Below are 21,753 nucleotides of genomic sequence, written 5' to 3'. Positions count from 1 at the left end.
AAAAATAATACGAGATGTACAATGAAAAAGCAGCCTGCTTAGACTGATTTTATGGCTTCAATAGTACAGTATAGGACCTCCGCTGCTTTGATCTGTTTTTGCTTTATGCATAAAGATGCAAGTGCACAGTTCTATTTAACACCGTCCACTTGCTGTTCGAATTGTTGATGCACTATTTTAATTCACAATTATATCAGTCCAAACGATGAGTATATCCACAATTCAGACATTAATAACGATTTTATCCATCTACTTGTTCCTACGCATATACTGGATACAGGCTAGTAGTGCTTCTCTTATCAACATGATGGGCATACAGAAACATCATATCCTTAACGAGGTAGACTTTGTAAATTCCATCCAAATAGATAGGGATACAATAATCGAAGCCTTAAGTTACCTCAATATGGTTAGCAAGCTATACCTCAACAACAGCATTAACTTTAACATGCTAAAAACGTTTGAAGGTATAATGATTAAGCTGCTCGAACGGGATGATGTTTGTCTGGTATACGAAAAAATTTTCTACGAATTTAGAGATGTAATTAAGACTGCCGAACCTCCATACATCAATCTGATATACACGGTTGACATACTAAAACGAAGCAATATCCTACTCAAAAAAGGATTCCCATGCTCATTATACGCCCTAAGAGTATACCCAAGGTTAAAGAAAACAGCATTTCATTTTAATCCGGGAAGCAGCTACAAATGGCAAATTGCCAGCAATATCTTTCTTTCTAAAAAAAGTGGAGTTAATTTTTGAAGGGATTTGCAGCATATTATTCTTTTAAGCACTTTTTAGTACCTTGCGCCGACTTTTAATTCAAATATGAATTAGTATTCATACTTGTACGAAACTAACATTAAAAAGCCGATGCATAACCTCGACAAACTCCGCATCCCCCTACTTGTCCTTGTAGCGTTAACCCTTACAGGAGGCCTTGTTGCCATTCCTCTTCTCCACAGTAAGGTTTCATTCGGCTGGTTTCCAATCCTAATTTTACTAATTTGTGCCTTACTGCTAGTACTCTACCACAAGGGTAACCGTAAACGTATAATTTTAGCCCTTACTATAGTCGGCATTATGGGATGGGTAGTGGAGGCAATTGGGGTTAACTCAGGCTCCATCTTTGGCTACTACACCTTTGGAGAAAGATTAGGTCCAAAAATATTTGGTGTTCCGTTGTTAGTTTCAGTTGGATGGGCAATGGTTGCCTACATGGCTTTTCTAGCAACCAGCATGCTGCCTCTCAACAACCGCCGTCTTACAGCATCTGCAGGACTAATGGTTCTTTTCGACATCATGCTCGAACCCTCGGCATCACGCTTAGGCCTATGGCAATTTAAGAATAACGATGTTCCTTTTCAGAACTATGTTGTATGGTTTCTGCTAGGAATGCTCTTTTTGCAGCTAATACGTCGCACCCGTTCTAGTATTACCAATAGCGTCGCAGTTCCTCTTTTTGTTATGCAGATGGTCTTTTTCTTGCTGCTCAACATCATTTTTATCGCCATTAGGGCATAAGAGAATGATAAACATGGGCAGAAAAAGGTTCAGCCATGCAGTAATTCTAATCTCAACAGTAATATTGGCGCATTGCAGTTCGGCAAAGGCACAAGTTCCCCTTTCTGTTGACGAATACCGCTGCAAAATCTACCACAGCTACGTAGAGGGAGCAATGCATAAGTGGTACTCAACATTAGAGGTAATGGAAAACCACTACGCTAAAAACAAAGCAGATGAACTACTGATTGAAATTATTCGTAGCTACTACGGATACATTCCCTACGCGCTGAACAAGGAGCAAAATGATCAAGCAACAGCAATGCTCGATAGGGCTTTTCTCTACCTAAACAGCTACCGTAACCGCCACCCCAAAGACGCTGAAGCAATCTCCATACACTCCTCATTTTTAGGATATAGAATGGCCATACATCCCATTAAGGCGGTCACTTTAGGCGTAAAATGTCAGCAGTTAATACAGCAAGCAGTAAGGCTTGCCCCTAATAATCCTTGGGTTCTACTCGATCAGGCCAACGCGCTGCTCTACACCCCTAAACTCTTTGGTGGCGATCCAAATCTTGCTCTTCGCACCTACCTTAAAGCAATTGCGCTTCTCGAAAAACGAGGCAACAACAGCTGCTCGTGGAACTACCTAAACGCCTACATCAACCTAGCCTACTGCCAAATTAATATTAAGCAGTATACCGCAGCCCAACAAACCTACAACAAGATCCTAACCATTGCCCCAAACTTTAAGTGGATCAAACAAGAGTTAATGCCTAAGCTCCAAAAGAAAATTGAAGAAGCACGCCCCCATTAAGATAGTTCTTTGATTACACGATGGTAGAAAAAGATAAGAAATTGGAATCACTTAGCATATTGAGCCATCAGAATTCGTCCTCATCTATTTCTCTGTCTTAATCTTTCGAGCGTAACTTTCTTTAAGCTCATTCTTGATGCCGCAGCTGGGGCATCCATGGCTGGTACAGCCATCCTGAGGCTTTTTGGTAAAGAGACGAACCAGCACCACTACCGTATAAGCAGCAGCACCTAAAACTGTTAGCCACGTGAGTATGATTTGGATTTGCTCGTTCATGCTTTTTAGATTTTAACTTCTTATTTGAGAGCCCCAATAATCTTGACTCTTTCATCTTGCGTCTTATAAAACCATCTTAGCCACGTTGTACACAATGAATGACACCACCCATGCCAGCGCAGTTGTGTAAAATATCGTGAATAGAGCCCATCGCCAGCTTCCCGACTCCTTTTTTAGCGCTGCCACCACAGCCACACAGGGGAAGTAGATGAGCACAAACACAAGGAATGATAGCGCTACAGGTTGCGAGAATACACGTTCGCCCTTGCGAGGACCAATTGTGTACTGGTCGTCCTGCAACTTTCTAATTAGCGACGAAGTATTGCCATCGTCCGAATTTTCCACTTGGTAAATTACCCCCATAGTGCTCACCACAATTTCCTTGGCAGGAAGTGCCGATAGCAGTGCAATACTCATCTTCCAATCAAATCCCAGCGGACGCATAACGGGCTCTATGGCAACTCCAATACGCCCTAAGTAGGAGTTCTTCTGCCTTTCCGACTGCATCTCAGCATCAATATGGCGAATTAGGGTATCGCGCTGCGAAGCGAGCAGCACATAATCCTTTGCATTAGGATCAAGCAATGCCGTTTGCTGCTTAAACTGCTGCTCAACGAGCACCATATTCTTCTCATAGTCCTTCGTATACCTTACATCACGGGGATAGTACGATAGCACCCAAATAAAAATTACAGCAACAAGAATAATACCTCCCATTTTTTTGAGATACTGCGACCCCTTAAACCACATATGGCGCGTTGTTGCCCTAAGCGTTGGGATTCGGTAGGGAGGCAGTTCCATTACAAAAGGTACGTCCTTATGCCTAAACATCGTTTTCTTGAAGATTAGCGCCATGATAATGGCCAGCACAATGCCTAATAGGTAGATGCCAAAAAGCATTGTACCTGCATTGTTGGGGAAGAAAGCTCCAAGCACCAGGATATAAACAGGAAGGCGTGCGCTGCACGACATCAGGGGAGATATCAGCATTGTAAGCAGCCTGTTGCTACGGCTCTCAATTGTACGAGTAGCCATAATTGCAGGCACGTTGCACCCAAATCCCATGATTAGAGGTATAAACGATTTGCCGTGCAGCCCAATCTTATGCATTAGCTTATCCATAATGAAAGCGGCACGCGCCATGTAACCTGTATCCTCGAGCAACGAAATAAAGAAGAACAGAATAAGGATATTGGGTAGAAAAACAATTACGTTGCCAACCCCATTTATTATACCGTTAACCAGCAAATCCTTAAATGGGCCCTCGGCCATCGAGGTGTTCAGTAGGATCATCAGCTTATCGATGCCCAGTTCCAGTAAACCTTTGGGGTATTCGCCCAACGCGAAAGTTGCGTAAAAGGTGAGCCAAATAAAGAAGAAGAAAATTGGAAACCCAAAAAACTTGTGGGTCATAAAGGCATCTATAGCCTCGGTTGATTTACGTTTGCGGCGTCCCCCCTCCTTAAAGGTTTCCTTAAGGGCACCTGCTACAAAAGCATACTTAGCATCGGTTATAATGGTTTCGCTATCATCGTTAAGGTGCTTCTCCAACTTCTTGATCTCCCCATCGGCCATTGCAATTATCTCGCTACCGTTAGACAATGTTGCCACAAGTTTTCGGGCCTCCCTATCCTTATCCAAGAGTTTTATGGCAATAAAACGGGTAGAGTAGCGAACAAGCTGATGCCTATTCTCTGGAAGTCGGAGCTGCTGCTGCAGGGTACAAATGGCAGCCTCAACGTCGTGCCCATAGTTTATGTGTATATGTCGAGAGGTTTTATCGTGGTCGGTATATACATTGATGATAGTATCGTAAAGTTGGGTTAAACCCCTCCCCTTCGAGCCTACGGTTGGCACAAACGGAATACCGATCATCTCGCCTAAGGCTTTATAGTCGAAACGATCGCCATTGCGCTCCAGTTCATCGTACATGTTTAGGTCCACAACCACCTTAAGGTCCATGTCGATAAGCTGAGTAGTAAGGTACAGGTTACGCTCTAGGTTCGAGGCATCCACTACGTTTACGATCACATCAGGATTATTCTCGACAATGTAGTTTCTTACGTACACCTCTTCGGGCGTATAAGCCGATAGCGAATAGGTGCCCGGCAAATCGGTGATGTTGAAGGTGTAGCCCTTATACTTAAACTGCGCCTCCTTATACTCCACCGTTACGCCCGAGTAGTTGCCCACATGCTCGTGCGAACCCGATGCAAAGTTAAAGACCGATGTTTTTCCTGCATTTGGATTACCTACCAGCGCTACGTTTATGGTCTTCCCCAGCTTATTTGCGTTCTCTCTTAGAATATCTTCGGTAATAACGCCCTTAAAGCTGTCTAGAACGGTATGCTTTGCCTCTTCTACGGTAATAACATCAATGAGGGCGGCCTCATTCCTTCGAAGGGAAACCTCATACCCCATGATGTTATACTCTACAGGATCGAGCAGCGGTGCATTCTTTACCACGTTAACGGTTTTCCCCTTCACAAACCCCATTTCGGTAATGCGCTTACGGAAGGCTCCTCGTCCCGAAACCTTCGTAATTACACCCGATTCTCCAGTGCTTAGCTCGCTTAACTTCATTTACGGTATAATATTTTGCACTACAAAGGTACCCACATTAGGGCGTTTACCTATACCCACTTTTAGGTATTTGCAATAATAGATTCAGTACCCAAAATTTGTAAACGTCCTCAACTTTCTTCTCTCAAACAAAGCTGAGCGAAATATGTTATGTGATAAAAAAAATATGCAAAACCTGTTCATCCCGCTAGTCCTGCTGCTCGGATGCAGCACACCAGCAACAAATAACGCTACTATGAAAGACAACGATGCCAACAAATACGAGTTCGCCACATTCGGGCAGGGCTGTTTTTGGTGCGCCGAAGCAATTTTCGCGCAGCTTAAAGGTGTTACAAAAGTAGAGAGTGGCTACTCGGGAGGTAAAACAACAAATCCTACCTACAAGGAGGTTTGCTCCGGCCAAACAGGACATGCCGAGGTTGTACAAATTACGTTTGACCCTACCCTAATCAGCTACGACGAGCTGCTAGAGGTGTTCTGGAAAACTCACGATCCTACCACCCTAAACCGTCAGGGAAATGATGTAGGGACGCAGTACCGTTCGGTAATCTTCTTCCATAACCAAGAGCAAAAGCGTCTTGCTGAAGCTTACAAGCAAAAGCTAGATGCCGAGAAAATTTGGAACAACCCCATTGTTACCGAAATCTCGCCAACTACCAAGTTCTACAAAGCGGAAGATTACCATCAGGAGTACTTTGCCAACAACCCCAGCCAAGCGTACTGTCAGTATGTAATTGTGCCCAAGATCGAAAAGTTTGAGAAGGTGTTTAAGGCAAAGCTGAAGAAATAGCCTTTAAGTAGTTAATGAATTAGGCTAAATCATCACATTGCAATTTCGCAAATCGCACATCGCATTTCTACAATCAACTCCTTAACGTAACCAAACTTTTCGATCCCAGTTTAATCGCTATATTTGCCCCCAAATCAACCTCCTACAGGAGGTGTAACTTGATACGATGAGCCATACCATCACCAAAACGTACAAAAACCTAAAAGCAGCCCACCGCCAGTGGCGCCATGCAGGTCGATGCGCCTACGTACACGGCGAAAACTGGCGCATAGACATCTCCTTTACCGCAAGGGAACTCGACGAGCAACACTTTGTGTTCGATTTTGGAGCCCTTCGTCCGCTACGCCAGCAGATTGAAGACCTATTCGACCATACGCTGCTCATCGATAGCGACGACCCTCAACGATCTTTCTTCGAGGAGATGCACGCCAAGGGAATGGCCGATGTACGCTTCATGCCCTCTGCCGGAGCCGAGGGTATATCCGAAATGGTATTCAGCATGGCAAACGATTTCATTCGCGAAGCAACCAACCAGCGCGTTTGGTGCTCGAAGGTTACCGTTTACGAGGATTCTAAGAACTGCGCCACCTATGAGCCAAGCATCTAGCGGTACCCTTCCCATCTACGAAGCCTTCTACGCCTTTCAGGGCGAAGGCTCGCATATTGGACGTGCAGCCTTCTTTATCCGCACCATAGGCTGTCCCGTACGCTGCAGCTGGTGCGACTCGCCCGGCACTTGGCACAAGGATCATCAGCCCGAAAGCATACAGCGCCTAACGGTTGACGAGCTTGTTGGTCGCGTACAGGAGAGCGGCGCTCCGCTTGCCGTTATTACCGGAGGCGAACCCACCATATACGACCTAGCTCCGCTAACTCAAGCCCTACAGCAGGCTGGCATCCGTACCCACCTCGAAACCTGCGGCGCCTTCGACATCCGCGGCTCGTTCGACTGGATCACCGTTAGCCCCAAGTGGAACCTTCCGCCTCTTCGTCAAAACATACAAAAGGCCCACGAAATAAAGATTGTGGTAGATGGCCCAACCGCCATCGAGGATTGGTGGGAACAAATAGGTTCGCACTGCACCACCAACGATTTCCGAATGGGTGCACCAGACATTTGGCTACAGCCCGAGGCCAATCAGGTTGGAACAGCCATTCACGATGCCATAACCAATGCCGTAAAGAGCTACCCTACGCGCTACCGCGCCGGGGTGCAGCTGCATAAGATCTACAGCTGCGATGCATTGGACCCAAACAGTATGCCTGTGGTTGGGTAGATAAAAATCCTACAAAAAGTAGTCGGAATAGGGATCACATTCAGAGAAGTACTGGGTAGGTGTCTTTCCCGATAGCAGCTTGTAATCGTTTATCATGTGCGATTGATCGTAATATCCGCACTTGTAGGCCAATTCGGTTAGCGACAGGTCTGCATGCTGGTGCTTCTGATGCAAGGTATTCTGAAACCGCACCGTTCGCAAAAATTGCTTGGGCGACGAGCCGATGAACGCCGAGAATGCTCGTTCGAGCTGCTTACGGCTTAAGCACGCCATCGACGATAGCTCATCAATAGCAACAAGCCCTTTTTCGCGATTAATTAACGCAATACAATGGGCCATACGCTTTGTTTCGTACTCCTTACCGCTCCGCTTCAACCGCTGTAAAAGGAATTGCTCTACAATACCAATTTTTTCATCGAAAGTGCGAGCCTCATATAAAGCGAACTCCAGCTCTCCGACCCCAACCTTAACCAGATCCCGTAACGAAACATTCTGATCAAAAAATTCACTTGCAGGAATATCAAAAAACGAGCTTACCCCGTGAGGATGGAATTCGATAGAAAAGATGGAAACCCGACCCGATACCAGAAGGTCGTAGTACCCTTTTTGCTGTCCGCTCAAAACCGAGCAATCGCACAGCTGCTTTCTTCGATCCAACGCTACCGGCCGATTCCCCAAGTAGAACATCAGCTCCATTAGCCCGTTGGGCACTATGCGCTGAACATGCACCTGCCCTTGGGCTAAGCAATCGTCAATAGCCCAGTACTGCTTTACCCAAAGGGATAACGGATATGATGGTTTTGCAAAGTAGTAGCTCACCGCAGCGCTGTTTGAGGATAAAGTTAAACCTTTTGAATGGGATTACGAGCCAAAACCGACTCGTAATCCTTTTGCCAATTAATTATCGCCGTACAGGCCAACCCGGTTTCCTTCGCTATCGATGAAAATAGCAAAGTAGCCGCGCCCCTCAACCTCAATCTTGGTTTTAGGCTGAACAACCTGGCCACCGCACTCCTCCACTCGCCGGATGGCACCATCCAAATCGTTGCCGGTATTAAGGCTTACCAAAGTTCCATCCTTTGATGGATTAAAATCGGGAGCATACGCAATAGACCCATCGCCCGAGGGGAAGCACGCCATCTTCTCGGTTCCGCACTCAAACACCTTCAGCTCCACGCCCAGTACGGCATTGTAGAACTTCACGGCCCTCTTAAAATCGGCTGCGGGGATGTCTACCCACGTCACTAGCTTTTCCATTGCTCTTTCTTTTTAAGATTAAACATCGATTACGGTGCAAAAGTAGGCCAGGGTAAACGAGCAAAATTGTAAAATTGCGACATGTTGCAACCACGGCATTGTAGCTATTGGATTTATTTCGAAGGATTATCCTGCAGATGCTGCTATTACTATGATAACTAAAAACTATAAGTACAGTCAACGATTCATCCGATATATCCCCTCACTATAAAGTGATTTCAGCATACAACCCTATAACTAAACATCATTATGAGAACTAAGTATTAAAAAAATACTCCAACTATTTTATGACTATAAGGGAACAAAAAATGTCAATTCAGAACACGCCGCCGCCGTTGCTAGTCGTGCCGCGTATTCTTGGCGGCAACCCTACTCCGATTCCGCTTTACGAGCACAACCCCAATGGCACAAGAAAAGAGGCCCAATCCCAACAGGTACACCCTTAGCCGATGCTTGAGCTAGGTAAACCTAGCCATTCCACACCCGCAGCAGCAAACCTACGCTCCAATCGTGTACCCTTACGCTAGCTATGTTCGCGTACCTACGGGCATCGACTTGTTTTAGCGGGCTAAAATATGCGCTATCGCAAAGCGCTACGCGTCCTCATCGTCGAAGATCCGGTTGCGCAAATCGGGGCGCTTCTCCCAAATCTCCTGCAGCTTTTCGGAAAACTCCTTGTAGGGCAAATGCAGATCTTCTTCGGGAAACTCGAATTGAATGAAGGTGGCAATATGGTCGCACCGCATCATGTAGTCCTGGTAGTCCTCGCGAATATGGATCGCGTACACAATCAGCCCATCAGGGCTTAGGTCGAATATTTCCTTGTAGTACTTAAAGATTAGGGGCTGAACGATGTCGTAGAAATCGCGCTTGCGCCCCTCCTTCCAGTCGAACGCCTCCTGAGCCTCCTGCCGATCCTCCTCGATCATCTGCTGCTTCTGCTCCTCGGTTAGCCAGGGGAACTGGTCAAAGAACGATTCCTCGAGCATTCGCGGCTTATCGGGTCGCGCGTAGAAGTCGATCAGGTTCTCGAAATCGGTGAATTGTTCCCTATGGTTCACCCCCGCCTTGTCGTCGCACATCAGCGCGTAGAGGCGAACCAGAAAGTAGGGCCCCACCAAGCCGGCAATCCGGTCGAGTTCGTCCAGTACCGTTTTCCTCGTTTCCTTTTTGAAGATCGGGTACTGCTTGTCCATCAGCTTTCGGATCGGAGGCGTAAGCTCCCGCATTATCCTGCAGAATACGTTCGTATAGAAGCACTGTACCTCCAAGTCGTCGTAGCCGGTAGCCCTTAGCTCAACGGGAAAGTACATAAAGTAGGTATCGAACCAGTCCTCGAATTCGGTTCTTTCGTATTCCTCTTCCTCATCTTCGCTATCGTCAAACATGTTGCATTTGTTTTAGTTCAACAATAGAAGGCCGCACCCTTGCTAGCCTTCCGCGCCATCGTCTTTCTTCGCCTTCGAATCGGTTTCCTTGCCCGACAGCAAAGATAGCAGATTAACAACCAAGCCTTTCAAGTGTTCGGAATATTTTGCGACTAGAGATGTAAACGCCATCTGAAGCGCAGCTCCAAGAAGCTGCTTGAGCAAGGTTTTTGGTGGTGCAGAGGTAGCCTCCTCTATTTTTGCGGATACAAAGCGCGAAACGACAATCAGCAGCGCCTCCGAGGCATCCTGCTGTAGCTCCTGTGAGGCTAGAATATCGCGAAGCGATTTCCGTATGATGTTTACCGGCTTTAAGCTTTCGTAGGTAAGGAAGAACTCCTCCTTAAGCGCTACCAGCTCTGCCGCCCGCTTTTCCTCCAGCTTCGAAATCTGGTCTTTGAGTAGTGTTGCAGCATCGGCCTTGCTCATGACGATGATTTTTTAAGAAGTTGCCTAATGATAAAGTTCTTGAGCGGTCGTTTAATCCAGCGCATCCGGCATAAAAAAATGGTTAGCGCAATTGTCAAGAAGAAGCCTGCCACCACAAAAAAACCGAGGTACAACTTCCCCATGGCCTCTCCAATCCATATGGATAGCCCTATACTTAGCAGTATGGAGGAGAAAACAACAGGTACAACAACCGCCCACACGCTCGCTATCGTTGAAACTGCTTCAGAAGATTTATCCACAGCCTTAAGCCTAAGCAGCTCAATGCTAGTTTGGCCATACCGCTGTGCTTTCTCTATAAGCGACTCTACCTGTACTGTTTTATCCTCCATACGCTATCTTTTTATTGAAGCTCTTAGCTTACCCTGTAATCAAAAATCATCAAAAACCGAAGGTGTTCGTTGTGCTTAGCCATCGCTAGGCCGTTTCTCCCTCACCTTCGCTGCTAGCCTTTTCGCGTCGTCCGGCAATGTCGTCAACAACTCTCGAAAAGCTTTCCTTCAAATCCTCAGCCAAATCGTGGCTTCGCTTGGATATCTTCCTGCGGGTTTCGCACCCCTTATCGGGCGCAAACAATACGCCGATGAGCGCACCAACAGCAACGCCTGCCAATACGCCTAGTACAACTTTTCCTGTGGTCATATCGTACTGATTTTAAAGATTAAACTTTACATAGGAGTAACAGCTGGTTGATGGTTTTAGAAAAAAATATTTGGTATAAATGTGTTAAATAACAGAAGCACCCAGCCGTACATTTACAGCAGAACGAGAATTTGCGATGCTCCCTTTTTTATATATATTCGCTGCAAAATTTTTTAAAATGAAAAGTATTAAAGTATTAGCCTTATTTGCCGCTCTTTCAGCACAGGTTGCGGTTGCGAACCCGGCCGAGGAAGCAGACACATCGAAGGCTCAATCGAAAGATCTATCGCTATCACTCGAAATTAAGTCGCGCCACGCATGGCGTGGAGGCCTTACCACCCGCAGCTGGAACATGCAGCCAACCATCGAATACTCGGGAATCAAAAACCTAACGTTGGGAGCTTGGGGATGCTACACCATAAACAACGAATATGCCGAGGTAGACCTTTACGCCAGCTACAGCTTAGGCAACTTTGGCATCACCCTATACGACTACTTTAACCCAATGCCCTCCGAAAATGGTGCCAACCACCACTTCTTCAACTTCGACAAAAATGTAACAGGGCACCTTATTGATGCTACAATCGACTACACGTTTGGGAGTATTCCTCTAAAGCTTATGGCCAGCACCATCGTGTACGGTGCCGATCTTAACGATAGCGGCTCTAATAAGTACTCAACCTACTTCGAGGCTAGCTACGAGCACACGCTTAGCAGCGGACAAACCATAAGCTACTTTGTAGGCGGAACACCACATAAGAGCATGTACTACAACAACGCCAACGTGGTAAATCTCGGCTTTAAGGTATCGCAAGACGTAAAAATCAGCAGCTATACGCTGCCTGTAAACGGGTCTATCGTAGTAAATCCTGCCAGAGGAAATATCTACTTTATTGTTGGTATTTGTCCATTCTAGCATTGTACTGAAGAATCAAGTACCAAGACGCAAGTATCACAACCATGTCCTACAAAACAACTTAAGTGATGCTTCAAAAATATTAGAATAGGGCTGTTGTCAGTAGTGCAACAGCCCTATTTATTTTCTTATCATCATCAAGCCTGCTGCATTAAACCTTTTAATTGCTAAAAATCATCAATCCACATCTCAATCTAAACCGTAGCAACTTTACTTAGCGTCAGCACTTAAGCTCGCACAAAAAGACCTACGGCTTAACCGTTACGGTTTGCAGCATCTACAAGTATCCACTGCTGGCTTCTTCGTTTTTGCTATCTTCACCCTAGTAAAACGGCCAAAATCATCCTGAAAGGGAACAGGATGCAATTCTTCGAATTATTTAAGGCTGATATTCTATTACTTTTAAAAATAACAATGCTATGAGAAAGCTATTTTTTGCCATTGCTGTGGCCTGTATTGGAGTTTTTGCCACTTCCTGCGACAAGAATGAAGATGGAACTCCAATTATTCCGACAATAAGCGCTACCATCGACAGCCAAGAGTGGGTTGGTATTGCCCCAAAGGGTATTCTAACCGGCGGAGTTCTAACCATTGCCAGCACATCGCTCGATGGTAAAGCAGTTACCATCACCGTAAATGGTGATAAGGAAGGTACCTACGAGCTTAATCCGCTTCTACTAAAAACTCAATGTGGCGCAGTCTACAAGCCATCTCTTTTGAACAGCGAGGAGGCAAGCCTTATAAGCTCCAACGGAAAAGTTATTATTACCAAGTTCGACACCAACAAAAAGAGGGTTTCAGGAACTTTTGAGTTTAACCTAACCAACTCAGCCGCTGCAATAGGGCAAATAACCAAAGGAACCTTTAGCGACGTATCGTACTCTACCGTACAGTAGTCATACACTAAATAGTAAAATCGCCGTAATGCACTAATCATTACGGCGATTTTTTATATCCTATTTTCTTCCAAACTAATCTCTCACCTGTCCGCTACCTTCAACCATCCACTTGTACGAGGTTAGCTCATCCAACCCCATAGGGCCTCGGGCATGTAGCTTCTGCGTGCTGATGCCAATCTCGGCACCGAGACCAAACTGGGCTCCATCGGTAAAGGCTGTCGATGAGTTGGCGTAAACAGCAGCTGCATCCACCATCTTTAAGAATTGATCTACTCGATCCTTATTCTCCGAGATGATAGCCTCGCTATGCTTAGAGCTGTAGGTGTCAATATGGTCAAGCGCCTCATCGAACGAATTCACCGTTTTTATGGCCATTTTGTAGTCCAGAAACTCCGTTCCATAATGCTCCTCGGTAGCATGCTGAAGTAATTCTGAGGGGTAGCTCTCTTCTAGAGCAACATAGGCTCTGGCATCGGCGTATATGGTTACCCTTTTCTCAGCAAGCTTAGCACAAAGAGTTGGCAGATCAGGAAGCCGTTCCCTGTCAATTATCAGGCAGTCGAGCGCATTACAAACGCTCACCCTACGGGTTTTGGCGTTGGTGATGATGGCTTGTCCCCTTGTGGTATCGCCCGAGCGCTCGAAGTAGGTGTGACAAATGCCTGCTCCTGTTTCGATAATAGGAATTGACGAGTGCTTTCGTACAAAATTGATGAGGGTCTGGCTTCCTCGAGGAATAATAACATCCACCAAGCCATTTGCAGAAAGCAGCTCGGCAGCAGCAACCCTATCAATTGGTAGCAGGTTTACGATGTTCGTATCAACGCCAAAATCTGAAAGAACACTCTTTACCAAAGCCACAATGGCAGCATTCGAATGATGGGCATCCGAGCCACCTTTCAGGACGGTAGCGTTACCCGACTTAAGGCAAAGCGCAAACACATCAAACGTAACATTTGGGCGGGCTTCGAAAATTACACCGATAACCCCTAGCGGCACCGATACCTTGGTTAGCTTTAGCCCATTGGCAAGCGTTCGTTGCACGCGAATACGATTTAAGGGAGATGGTAGGTTCGCGACATTCCTCAGGTCATTGGCAATAGCCTCGATGCGCTGCCTGCTAAGCAGCAGACGGTCGTACTTAGGATCGTTGGGGCTCATTGCCGAAGCATCTTTGGCGTTTGCCTTAAGAATATCATCAGCGTGGGTAATTGCCCTATCGGCAACAGCATTCAGGATGCTGCCAACAAGAGCATCGTCAAGAAAGCCCACCTTTCTCGATGCCCGTTTCGTATTTTCCAGTATCGATTTAATGCTGCTCATTTTGATTGATTAAAATAACTTGGCCCGATCGTAACTATAAGCTCATGCAACGCCCCTCCTTAAATTGGGAAGGGAATGCCCCTGACGAACAATTGCTCATAGCATCAACCCTTTTACTTAGTTAAACAACAAGAGATGCAAATTGCGTCTCTACCAGCTGTATTTTATTTACTCAGGAAGGTAGAGATAGTCGTAGTGGATAAACGGCTTAGCCTTTTTGCTGCCCAGTAGCGCCTGCGTTTTGGCCGAGTCGTACTGAGCCTTGCCAACGCCTAGCTGATTGCCCTTAGTGTCGTAAATAGAGACTAGATCGCCCTTTTTGAAGTACCCCTCCACCGAATCGATGCCGATAAGCAGCAAGCTGGTGGCCTTATCGGAAAGCAGCACCTCTTTTGCGCCATCGTTCACCACCACGGCCCCCTTGGCAAAGCTCTCGGAGTGAGCAAGCCACTTCTTAATGGTTGATGATGGCTTAGCAGAGGGAACAAAGTGCGTATTCGGTACATCCTTATGGCAATCGAGCAAATCCACCAGCACATTCTCGCGCTTGCCGTTGGCGATATGCACGTTGATACCCTGCTTGGCAATCTTGCGGGCAATGCTGGCCTTGGTAATCATGCCGCCACGACCAAACTCCGATTTGGTTTCGCTGATGTAGTCCGACAGCCCTTTGGCGTTATCCTTTACCTCGCGAATAAGCGTAGAGCCAGCCTCGCTGGGATGCCCCGTGTAGATGCCATCGACGTTGCTAAGGATAACAAGTGCTTCGAACCCCATCATAGAGGCGATAAGCCCCGAAAGCTCATCGTTATCGGTAAACATCAGCTCGGTAATGGAGATGGTGTCGTTCTCGTTGATAATAGGAATGACACCGTTCTCCAGCAGCGTCGTCAGGCAGTTCTTCATGTTGAGGTAGTGCCTGCGATCCTTAAAGTTTTCCTTAGTAGTAAGCACCTGCGCACAGGTGATGCCGCACTCGCGAAACAGGTCGTAGTAACGGTTGATGAGGCGCACCTGCCCAATAGCCGACCACAGCTGACGCGAGGAGACGTCGTCGAGCTTACGTGCCGGTTGCAGCTCGCTGCGGCCTGCCGCTACAGCCCCCGACGAAATTAGCACTACCTCTACCCCCTCCTTTTTCAGCCTCGATATCTGGTCGACCAGAGCAGCCATACGTGCCACATCGAGCATCTTATCGGCTCGCGTTAGCACGTTGCTACCAACCTTTACGGCCACCCGTTTATAGCGTGCGTTCATACTACTTCTTTTTCTCTATTTTTTTATACGATGCAACAAGTCCTTGAATAAGCGACGAGCTGAACCCCTGATGCTCCATCTCGTTGAGTCCCGATATGGTAATACCCATTGGTGTGGTTACCTTATCGATCTCCCTCTCGGGATGGTGCCCCGATCGAAGGATAAGCTCGCTTGCTCCCTTCATGGTTTGAGCGGTGATAAACTGTGCCATCTCGGCGCTAAAGCCAATCTCGATACCACCCTGCGTAGCAGCGCGCATAAAGCGAAGCGCATAGGCAATACCGCACGATCCCAGCACCGTAGCCGCCGCCATCAGCTCCTCGTTAATAATTGCCGTAGAACCTAAACCTTTAAACAGCGACTCAACAAGATCCTGCTTATCGCTCCATCTCTTATCGAAGGCAATACAGGTCATCGACTCGCCAAGGGCGATAGCGGTGTTGGGCATGGCCCTGAAAACAGGGATATCAGCACCTGCGGCTTTCTGAAGCTCGGCAATATTTACTCCGGCAACAAACGACACCACAATTTTATCTGGATTAAGAGCGCCTTTTACCTCAGCCAAAATATCAATCACCTGGTAGGGCTTTATGGCAAGGATAACGATATCGCAAGCTTCTACCGCTTCGACATTGCTCGATAGCACATTTACCTTTTTCTCCTTTAGATGGTCGAGCAGATGGGTTCTCCGCCGAGTGATGTACACGTTCTCGGCAGCCATTGTTTGAGTATGAAGAATCCCCTCAACAAGAGCCGTACCCAAATTCCCCCCGCCAATAATGGCAACTTTTTTTTCGTTCATAGTCCGCATTTTTGTTAGTCTATCTCTTGATCGTACTTTCGGCAAAGATCGCAAATTCCCTTGTAAGGGCAAGCCAGCTCGTGGGTAGTACAGGGTTCAATAATCCTAGGCGAATAGTACAGCGCCTTCGAATCGTCGAGCCACAAATCGCGAAGAAAGGTGTAGCGCATATGCAACGGCAAATTTGCAGGAAACGCCACAATTTTGCCCAACGCATTAAAGGCATTCTCTAGCGCATTGGCCAACGAGCCCGCCTGCTCGTGGCTAAGCGTAGCCGATTCGGGAAGACCAACCCTCTCAATCTTATACTTGCGGTTAAAGATGCCAAAGTAGGCTCCTATTGATACTGCTTGAGCTTTTACCTTCTGCTCCTTGGATATCGCCTTAGAGGTGTGTACCGACCCCATCTCAGCAAAATCCACAATACGCCTTAGCGATTGGTTAATGCAAAGTTCCATAACGAAAAAAATAATAAAGGATGAAAAGTCTATTTACCTAGGGGGAGGTAGGTACGTGCGGTTGCTACCGCACTTTTTGCCAAAAGCGCCGTGTAAATCTTTCCGGGTAATATTGATGACAATGGTTAATCATACATGAAGATTGCTACACGATTCGAGGGCAATATAGAAACTAATTCTACAATTGATACCGCACCTATATTTTTATTACTATTCTTTAACAACACCCCTCAACTTAAAGGGGCATTCCAAATAAAAAACTCAATTCATTTCAGCAACACTCCCTAATTAAACACCCCTTTTAAAATAAAAAACCTGAAAGAAGTAAATCTTTCAGGTTTCAATATGTAAGTTCGATACCGTTTCGATAAGAAAGCAGGATATGCGATATTCGATGTGTGATGTGCGATTGGGGCCCGACTCCCTACTCGTGGCTGCTGTAGTAGCGCATAAACTGCGAGCGCTCGTAAACGTCGAGCGAGCCCAGATTCTTAGGGTTCATCTTTCCTCTAAATTCTTCGATCGACTTGTAGTGATGCTTGCCCATCCACCCGTTAATAAACTCTAGGATTTCGTTGATGGCCTTAGGCCCCTTCTTGTAGAGCACCGAGCACACCTCCACTACGGCAGCCCCGGCCAGCAGCTGCTTGATGGCCGCCTCGCCGCTATGGATGCCGGTAGATGCGGCAACATCTACTAAAGGAACGGCAGCCGAAACGATGCCTACCCAGCGCAGCGACTCACGGATATCGGATGGCGAGCTGAACACGCTAGCCGACTCTACCTTCATCGTCTCAACGTTGATGTCGGGCTCGTAGAAGCGGTTGAAGAGCACCACGCCGTTGATCTTACGGTAGTAGAGCTGATCGACCATATGGGGGATATTGGTAAAGGTTTTGGGCATCTTTACGGATATCGGTATGGTTACAATGCTTCGCAGCTTAGCAGCAATTCCGAGGTACTGCGCCTCGCATGCTGCAGCGTTCATATCCTTATTCGATGCCAAAAAGTAGATGTTCAGCTCCAGCGCATCGGCACCAGCGGCCTCTATGCGCTTGGCAAAGCTTACCCACTCACCAACCGAGGTGCAGTTGATGCTGGCAATAATCGGAATAGACACCGCCTGCTTGGCCTCGCGGATAAGCTTAAGGTACTCCTCCACCGAGTTGTTCACGGCGTAGCTCATAATGTAGTCGTGCGCCTCGGGGTAGTCGCCCTCGTGCTCGTATGCCTGAGCTTCGTGCGTAATCTGCTCCTGGAAGAGCGACTTTAGCACAACGGCTCCAGCTCCGGCGGCCTCCATCTTTTTAATATTGTCGACCGTCGACGTTAAACCCGAGCTGCTTACCACTACCGGATTTTTGAGGGTTAGTCCAAGATATTTTACTTCCAACGATTTCATGGTAGGTTATTTTAGTTATGTTGAAACATTAGCCAATATATAAAATCATTTGGAAGAATACACCTAAAGGTGGAGCATTATACCCAAAGTCCGTAAACCAATATGATTTTTGAAAGAAGATTGAGAGTAAACACCAGCGCAAGATTGAAACTGTTTTTCCCCTCCTTGGGAGGGGTTAGGGGTGGGTTAAGACATATTACCCACCCCTAACCCATTTTCTGTCAGGACTAATAATTGGAAAGTGGTAAATTCCAATTTTCATTTCTTTTCAGGGATGAAAAGAAACGAAACAAAGAAAAATCCTGCACGAAATAACTCGTTCGGTCGCTGCTTAACGCTACCCCTATTTTGTGCGTTGCAGCTAGTTGATGGTTTTTCGGCTAATCAAAATTGTAGATGCTCCGCTCACTCGGACAGATTTCGTGCCTGTTTGGTATGGCTTCGCCATGGTGTTTACGGAATAACCTTACAACTCTTTTCACCAATCTATACCGACTATTCGTTGTTCTTCAATTTTAATTTCCAATTTTATTCATCTATAAATACACCCTCTCGCCAAAGATTGCCGAGCCTACGCGCACCATAGTGCTCCCCTCCTCGATGGCGATGCGGAAATCGTCCGACATGCCCATCGACACCTCCTTAAACGAGGGCTCGCTGGCGTAGTACTTCTGCTTTATCTTTATAAAGATTTCCTTTAGGTCGTGAAACTCGCCGCGCACCTGCTCCACATCGTCGGTAAAGGTGGCCATGCCCATAACGCCCACCATGCAAACGTTCTTGAATTCGTCGATGGCGCCCGAATCGAGGAACTCCGCCAGCTCGGCGTAGTCGAAGCCGAACTTGGTCTCCTCCTGGGCAATGTGCATCTGGAAGAGGCAGTCGATTACGCGATTGTTCTTGGCGGCCTCCTTGTCGATTACCGCCAGCAGCTTGGGCGAATCGACCGAGTGAATTAGCGACACAAACGGCGCGATGTACTTCACCTTGTTGGTTTGCAGGTGGCCAATCATGTGCCACTCGATATCCTTGGGCAGGTCGTTCCACTTCTGGGTTAGCTCCTGCGGCTTATTCTCGCCAAAAACGCGCTGTCCGGCCTCGTAGCACTCCATGATAGCCTCGTTGGGCTTGGTCTTCGATACGGCAATCAGCTTTACATGGCTTGGGATCTCGTTTTGTACCAAGCGTAAATTTTCTACAATACTCATCACTCTACATTTTCTGAATCCAAAGGTATCAAAGCCATCTAAAAAAGCGAAATTGTATCAGGCGAAATTTGAGACGGAGCTTTTGTATAAACCCGAGCACGCACAACCTCGCTCAAAAAAGGGCAGCTACAGCTGCCCTTGTATCGTAAAGCCCAATTGCTACGTTTCTTTGGGTTTTATAATGTAGTTCCATACCAATGCTGCAACTATACCGCCAATAATTGGAGCCAGAAGGAATAACCATACCTGGCTAAGCGCCTCTCCACCTACAATTAATGCAGGGCCAAAGCTACGCGCAGGATTCACCGATGTTCCTGTAATAGGAATGCCTACCATGTGAATTATGGCCAGCGACCACCCAATGGCTATGCCTGCAAACCCGGAGGGTGCTTTGGGACTAGTAGCACCAAAAATCACGATAAGGAAAATAAAGGTAAGCACCACCTCGGCTAGGAACGCTGCCCCTATGCCATACTTCATGGGCGATAGCTCGCCGTAGCCATTTTGCCCCAGACCGTTTGCCGCCAACGAGTAGTCGGCCTTGCCCGATGCTATTAAGTATAGGATAAGCGCACCTACGATACCTCCTAGAAATTGGGCTATAAGGTAGCCTACAGTATCCTTCCCCGAGATCTTACCGGCTACCAGCATCGAAATAGTTATGGCTGGGTTAATGTGGCAACCCGAGATGTTACCGATAGCGTACACCATCACCAAAACGGCAAGCCCAAATGCCATAGAGATACCCAAGAACCCAATCTGCGAGCCTGCAACGACAGCACTACCGCAGCCAATAAGAACGAGAACAAAGGTTCCAATAAACTCTGCAAAATACTTATTCATAGCCATCACGTGTTGAGTATACGCCAATTTACTGAACTTTATGCGTACATATCAAGGCAATAGCCTAAAGTTTAACAGAGGAAAAGGATACGCCTACACGAACCACCCCAATAGGTATTCCCGACTCTCGCTCGAAGAGCGCTCTACTCTCTTTTGCCGTTCTTCTCGGCTCCGCTCGAAGACCGGCTGCAGCCCGAGCGAAGTCGAGGGCGAGGCTATTCATAAAAGCCATGTCGGGAGAAAAAATTCAACGGAGTTTAGCCCACAGAACCGCTGGGAGGAAAACGACGACGGAGTTAAGCCCACAGAACCGCTGGGAGGAAAACGACGACGAAGTTTAACGCAAAACCAAGCTGGGAGTAAAACGACGACGGCGTTAAGCCCAAAACTGAGCTGGGAGTAAAACGACGACGGCGTTAAGCCCAAAACCGAGCTGTGGAGAAAACGACGACGGAGTTAAGCCCACAGAACCGCTGGGAGGAAAACCGCAATGCAGTTAAGCCCAAAACCAAGCTGGGAGCAAAACGAAGGCTTCGGAGAGCATAACCGGGTCGCCGGGTGAAAAACTTCAATGCAGTTAAGCGCAAAACTGAGCAGGGAGGAAAAACACCCCTAGTTTTCCGTAGTCTAAATCAAAGCATAAAGTTCGGCGCGTTTTAAACCGCAATAGAACGTTTTGCGCAAACCAGACCTGACAGGTTTTAAAAACCTGTCAGGTCTACAAGCACCAAAGGTCGCCCCGAAGCTGAGGCGACCTTTTTGGTTTGTCGTAGAGCCGCTATTAATTGCGGCTCTACCTATGCAATTCTACGGTGTTCTACCCCCGCTGCGCGATAGTACGCAAGCGCGCCTCGTCCACAATTTCGACGTGCTTACCCGATAGGGCAATCAGCTCATCCTTGCTCAGCGATGCCAACGACAGGTTTACGCTCTCCTTCGAGAATCCCACCACCTCGGCCAGCTCGGTTCTGGTAAACGGAAGGGTATACCGGGTGCTTCCGAAGTGCTTCATCAGCTCCAGCAGGGTAAGCGCAATGGCGCCCAACGAGTTCTTGGTGTTCTTTCGCGAGAGCTCGCCCACCATATCCTTGGTCATTAGCGACATTAGGTGCACCATTCGGCTGGCAAACTCGCCATTGGTACGGATTAGCCCATCCACAATATTCTTATCGATAAGGCTAACCTCCGAATCCACCAGCGCAACCACCGAAAAATCCACCTGACGATCGACAAACGAGCACATCAGCCCCACAAACGCCTTGGCGGATACGATGCTGATGGTAGTATTCTGGTTGTCGGCAGCAACGTCTAGCTTTACGATACCCTTTTCGAGAAATAGGATGCTCGACATGGCAAAGCCCTGCTTAACGATGGTCTCGCCCTTCTTGTACTTTACGGTGGTGATGCTCGAGAATAGCACATCGCGCTCCCTATCGCTAAGGGCATCGAAGCAGTATTGGGCATCGCACTTGCATGGGTTCATATATCTGATTTTAGGAATAGCGTAAAATTACATCTTTAACGTTGTAATAGTACACCACGGGCGGCTTAAAACTGGTTCGTTGTTTTCTTTTACGATTACGGGTAAGGATGTAGGTTTGTCGGTATAACAAAACCTA

Annotated in this window: 24 protein-coding genes; 8 read left to right on the top strand and 16 right to left on the bottom strand. The window is 47.1% G+C overall.

The genetic code is table 11. From position 1 onward, the window contains the following. Positions 1-205 precede the first annotated feature (205 nt). From CLV25_RS04695 to CLV25_RS04685, 3 genes are all read left to right on the top strand, one after another. The gene (locus CLV25_RS04695) at positions 206-766 is read left to right on the top strand and encodes a hypothetical protein (RefSeq protein WP_131838480.1); all 561 of its coding nucleotides are present in this window, start codon (positions 206-208) and stop codon (positions 764-766) included. Between the two features lie 111 nt (positions 767-877). Further along, on the top strand, positions 878-1,528 hold the full coding sequence (locus tag CLV25_RS04690; RefSeq protein ID WP_131838479.1) for a carotenoid biosynthesis protein: 651 nt from the start codon (positions 878-880) through the stop codon (positions 1,526-1,528). Positions 1,529-1,541: 13 nt separating this feature from the next. After that, positions 1,542-2,327: a tetratricopeptide repeat protein gene (locus CLV25_RS04685; RefSeq protein WP_131838478.1), complete on the top strand. Its 786-nt coding sequence runs from the start codon at positions 1,542-1,544 to the stop codon at positions 2,325-2,327. Positions 2,328-2,411: 84 nt separating this feature from the next. Here the strand turns inward: CLV25_RS04685 and CLV25_RS04680 are convergent, their stop codons facing one another. Both CLV25_RS04680 and feoB read right to left on the bottom strand, forming a co-directional pair. Next, complete coding sequence (locus CLV25_RS04680) at positions 2,412-2,603, bottom strand: hypothetical protein (protein WP_131838477.1); 192 nt, start codon at positions 2,601-2,603, stop codon at positions 2,412-2,414. Positions 2,604-2,666: 63 nt separating this feature from the next. Continuing rightward, complete coding sequence (feoB, locus tag CLV25_RS04675) at positions 2,667-5,186, bottom strand: ferrous iron transport protein B (protein WP_131838476.1); 2,520 nt, start codon at positions 5,184-5,186, stop codon at positions 2,667-2,669. A gap of 235 nt (positions 5,187-5,421) precedes the next feature. Between feoB and msrA the strand changes: the two genes are divergently transcribed. The 3 genes from msrA to CLV25_RS04660 all read left to right on the top strand — a co-directional run bounded on the left by msrA (position 5,422) and on the right by CLV25_RS04660 (position 7,253). Continuing rightward, complete coding sequence (msrA, locus tag CLV25_RS04670; RefSeq protein ID WP_207895587.1) at positions 5,422-5,976, top strand: peptide-methionine (S)-S-oxide reductase MsrA; 555 nt, start codon at positions 5,422-5,424, stop codon at positions 5,974-5,976. Positions 5,977-6,142: 166 nt separating this feature from the next. Further along, a complete protein-coding gene (locus CLV25_RS04665) occupies positions 6,143-6,583 on the top strand; it encodes a 6-pyruvoyl trahydropterin synthase family protein (RefSeq protein WP_131838474.1) in 441 nt (146 codons plus the stop codon). Continuing rightward, a complete protein-coding gene (locus CLV25_RS04660; RefSeq protein ID WP_131838473.1) occupies positions 6,567-7,253 on the top strand; it encodes a 7-carboxy-7-deazaguanine synthase QueE in 687 nt (228 codons plus the stop codon). The genes CLV25_RS04665 and CLV25_RS04660 overlap by 17 nt, the downstream gene beginning before the upstream one ends. A gap of 9 nt (positions 7,254-7,262) precedes the next feature. On the opposite strand, the gene CLV25_RS04655 is transcribed toward CLV25_RS04660, so the two are convergent. The 6 genes from CLV25_RS04655 to CLV25_RS04630 form a co-directional block, all read right to left on the bottom strand. Then, positions 7,263-8,072 (bottom strand): AraC family transcriptional regulator, encoded by an 810-nt coding sequence (locus CLV25_RS04655; RefSeq protein ID WP_131838472.1) that lies wholly within the window; start codon positions 8,070-8,072, stop codon positions 7,263-7,265. 78 nt (positions 8,073-8,150) lie between these two features. Then, the gene (locus tag CLV25_RS04650; RefSeq protein WP_131838471.1) at positions 8,151-8,510 is read right to left on the bottom strand and encodes a VOC family protein; all 360 of its coding nucleotides are present in this window, start codon (positions 8,508-8,510) and stop codon (positions 8,151-8,153) included. Positions 8,511-9,103: 593 nt separating this feature from the next. Beyond that, positions 9,104-9,898 carry a hypothetical protein gene (locus CLV25_RS04645; RefSeq protein WP_131838470.1) on the bottom strand — a complete coding sequence of 265 codons (795 nt, stop codon included), beginning with the start codon at positions 9,896-9,898 and terminating at the stop codon, positions 9,104-9,106. A gap of 42 nt (positions 9,899-9,940) precedes the next feature. Continuing rightward, a complete protein-coding gene (locus tag CLV25_RS04640) occupies positions 9,941-10,366 on the bottom strand; it encodes a hypothetical protein (protein ID WP_131838469.1) in 426 nt (141 codons plus the stop codon). Continuing rightward, positions 10,363-10,716 (bottom strand): phage holin family protein, encoded by a 354-nt coding sequence (locus CLV25_RS04635; protein ID WP_131838468.1) that lies wholly within the window; start codon positions 10,714-10,716, stop codon positions 10,363-10,365. Before CLV25_RS04635 ends, CLV25_RS04640 begins: the two co-directional genes overlap by 4 nt. 85 nt (positions 10,717-10,801) lie before the next feature. After that, positions 10,802-11,026 carry a YtxH domain-containing protein gene (locus CLV25_RS04630; RefSeq protein ID WP_131838467.1) on the bottom strand — a complete coding sequence of 75 codons (225 nt, stop codon included), beginning with the start codon at positions 11,024-11,026 and terminating at the stop codon, positions 10,802-10,804. 178 nt (positions 11,027-11,204) lie between these two features. Here CLV25_RS04630 and CLV25_RS04625 point away from each other — a divergent pair, with 178 nt between their 5' ends. Beyond that, positions 11,205-11,942 carry a hypothetical protein gene (locus CLV25_RS04625; protein WP_131838466.1) on the top strand — a complete coding sequence of 246 codons (738 nt, stop codon included), beginning with the start codon at positions 11,205-11,207 and terminating at the stop codon, positions 11,940-11,942. A gap of 419 nt (positions 11,943-12,361) precedes the next feature. Further along, a complete protein-coding gene (locus tag CLV25_RS04620; RefSeq protein WP_131838465.1) occupies positions 12,362-12,838 on the top strand; it encodes a DUF6252 family protein in 477 nt (158 codons plus the stop codon). A gap of 75 nt (positions 12,839-12,913) precedes the next feature. On the opposite strand, the gene CLV25_RS04615 is transcribed toward CLV25_RS04620, so the two are convergent. From CLV25_RS04615 to CLV25_RS04580, 8 genes are all read right to left on the bottom strand, one after another. Beyond that, complete coding sequence (locus CLV25_RS04615; RefSeq protein ID WP_131838464.1) at positions 12,914-14,164, bottom strand: glutamate-5-semialdehyde dehydrogenase; 1,251 nt, start codon at positions 14,162-14,164, stop codon at positions 12,914-12,916. A gap of 168 nt (positions 14,165-14,332) precedes the next feature. After that, positions 14,333-15,421 (bottom strand): glutamate 5-kinase, encoded by a 1,089-nt coding sequence (gene proB / locus CLV25_RS04610; protein WP_131838463.1) that lies wholly within the window; start codon positions 15,419-15,421, stop codon positions 14,333-14,335. A 1-nt stretch (position 15,422) separates the two neighbouring features. Then, positions 15,423-16,223: a pyrroline-5-carboxylate reductase gene (gene proC / locus CLV25_RS04605; protein WP_131838462.1), complete on the bottom strand. Its 801-nt coding sequence runs from the start codon at positions 16,221-16,223 to the stop codon at positions 15,423-15,425. Positions 16,224-16,237: 14 nt separating this feature from the next. Next, complete coding sequence (locus tag CLV25_RS04600) at positions 16,238-16,681, bottom strand: hypothetical protein (protein WP_131838461.1); 444 nt, start codon at positions 16,679-16,681, stop codon at positions 16,238-16,240. Positions 16,682-17,105: 424 nt separating this feature from the next. Then, entirely contained in the window at positions 17,106-18,083 is a 978-nt protein-coding gene (locus tag CLV25_RS04595; protein WP_131838460.1) for a dihydroorotate dehydrogenase-like protein, read from the bottom strand. Positions 18,084-18,619: 536 nt separating this feature from the next. Continuing rightward, positions 18,620-19,291, bottom strand: a complete 672-nt coding sequence (locus tag CLV25_RS04590) for a YggS family pyridoxal phosphate-dependent enzyme (RefSeq protein WP_131838459.1) — start codon at positions 19,289-19,291, stop codon at positions 18,620-18,622. 159 nt (positions 19,292-19,450) lie between these two features. After that, on the bottom strand, positions 19,451-20,140 hold the full coding sequence (gene aqpZ, locus CLV25_RS04585; protein WP_262709459.1) for an aquaporin Z: 690 nt from the start codon (positions 20,138-20,140) through the stop codon (positions 19,451-19,453). Positions 20,141-20,951: 811 nt separating this feature from the next. Continuing rightward, the gene (locus CLV25_RS04580; protein ID WP_131838457.1) at positions 20,952-21,617 is read right to left on the bottom strand and encodes a Crp/Fnr family transcriptional regulator; all 666 of its coding nucleotides are present in this window, start codon (positions 21,615-21,617) and stop codon (positions 20,952-20,954) included. Positions 21,618-21,753 lie beyond the last annotated feature (136 nt).

The sequence above is a fragment of the Acetobacteroides hydrogenigenes genome (assembly GCF_004340205.1).
GTDB lineage: Bacteria > Bacteroidota > Bacteroidia > Bacteroidales > ZOR0009 > Acetobacteroides > Acetobacteroides hydrogenigenes.
The sequence above is the reverse complement of the archived record's forward strand: the minus strand, read 5'-3'. Positions and strand labels throughout refer to the sequence as shown.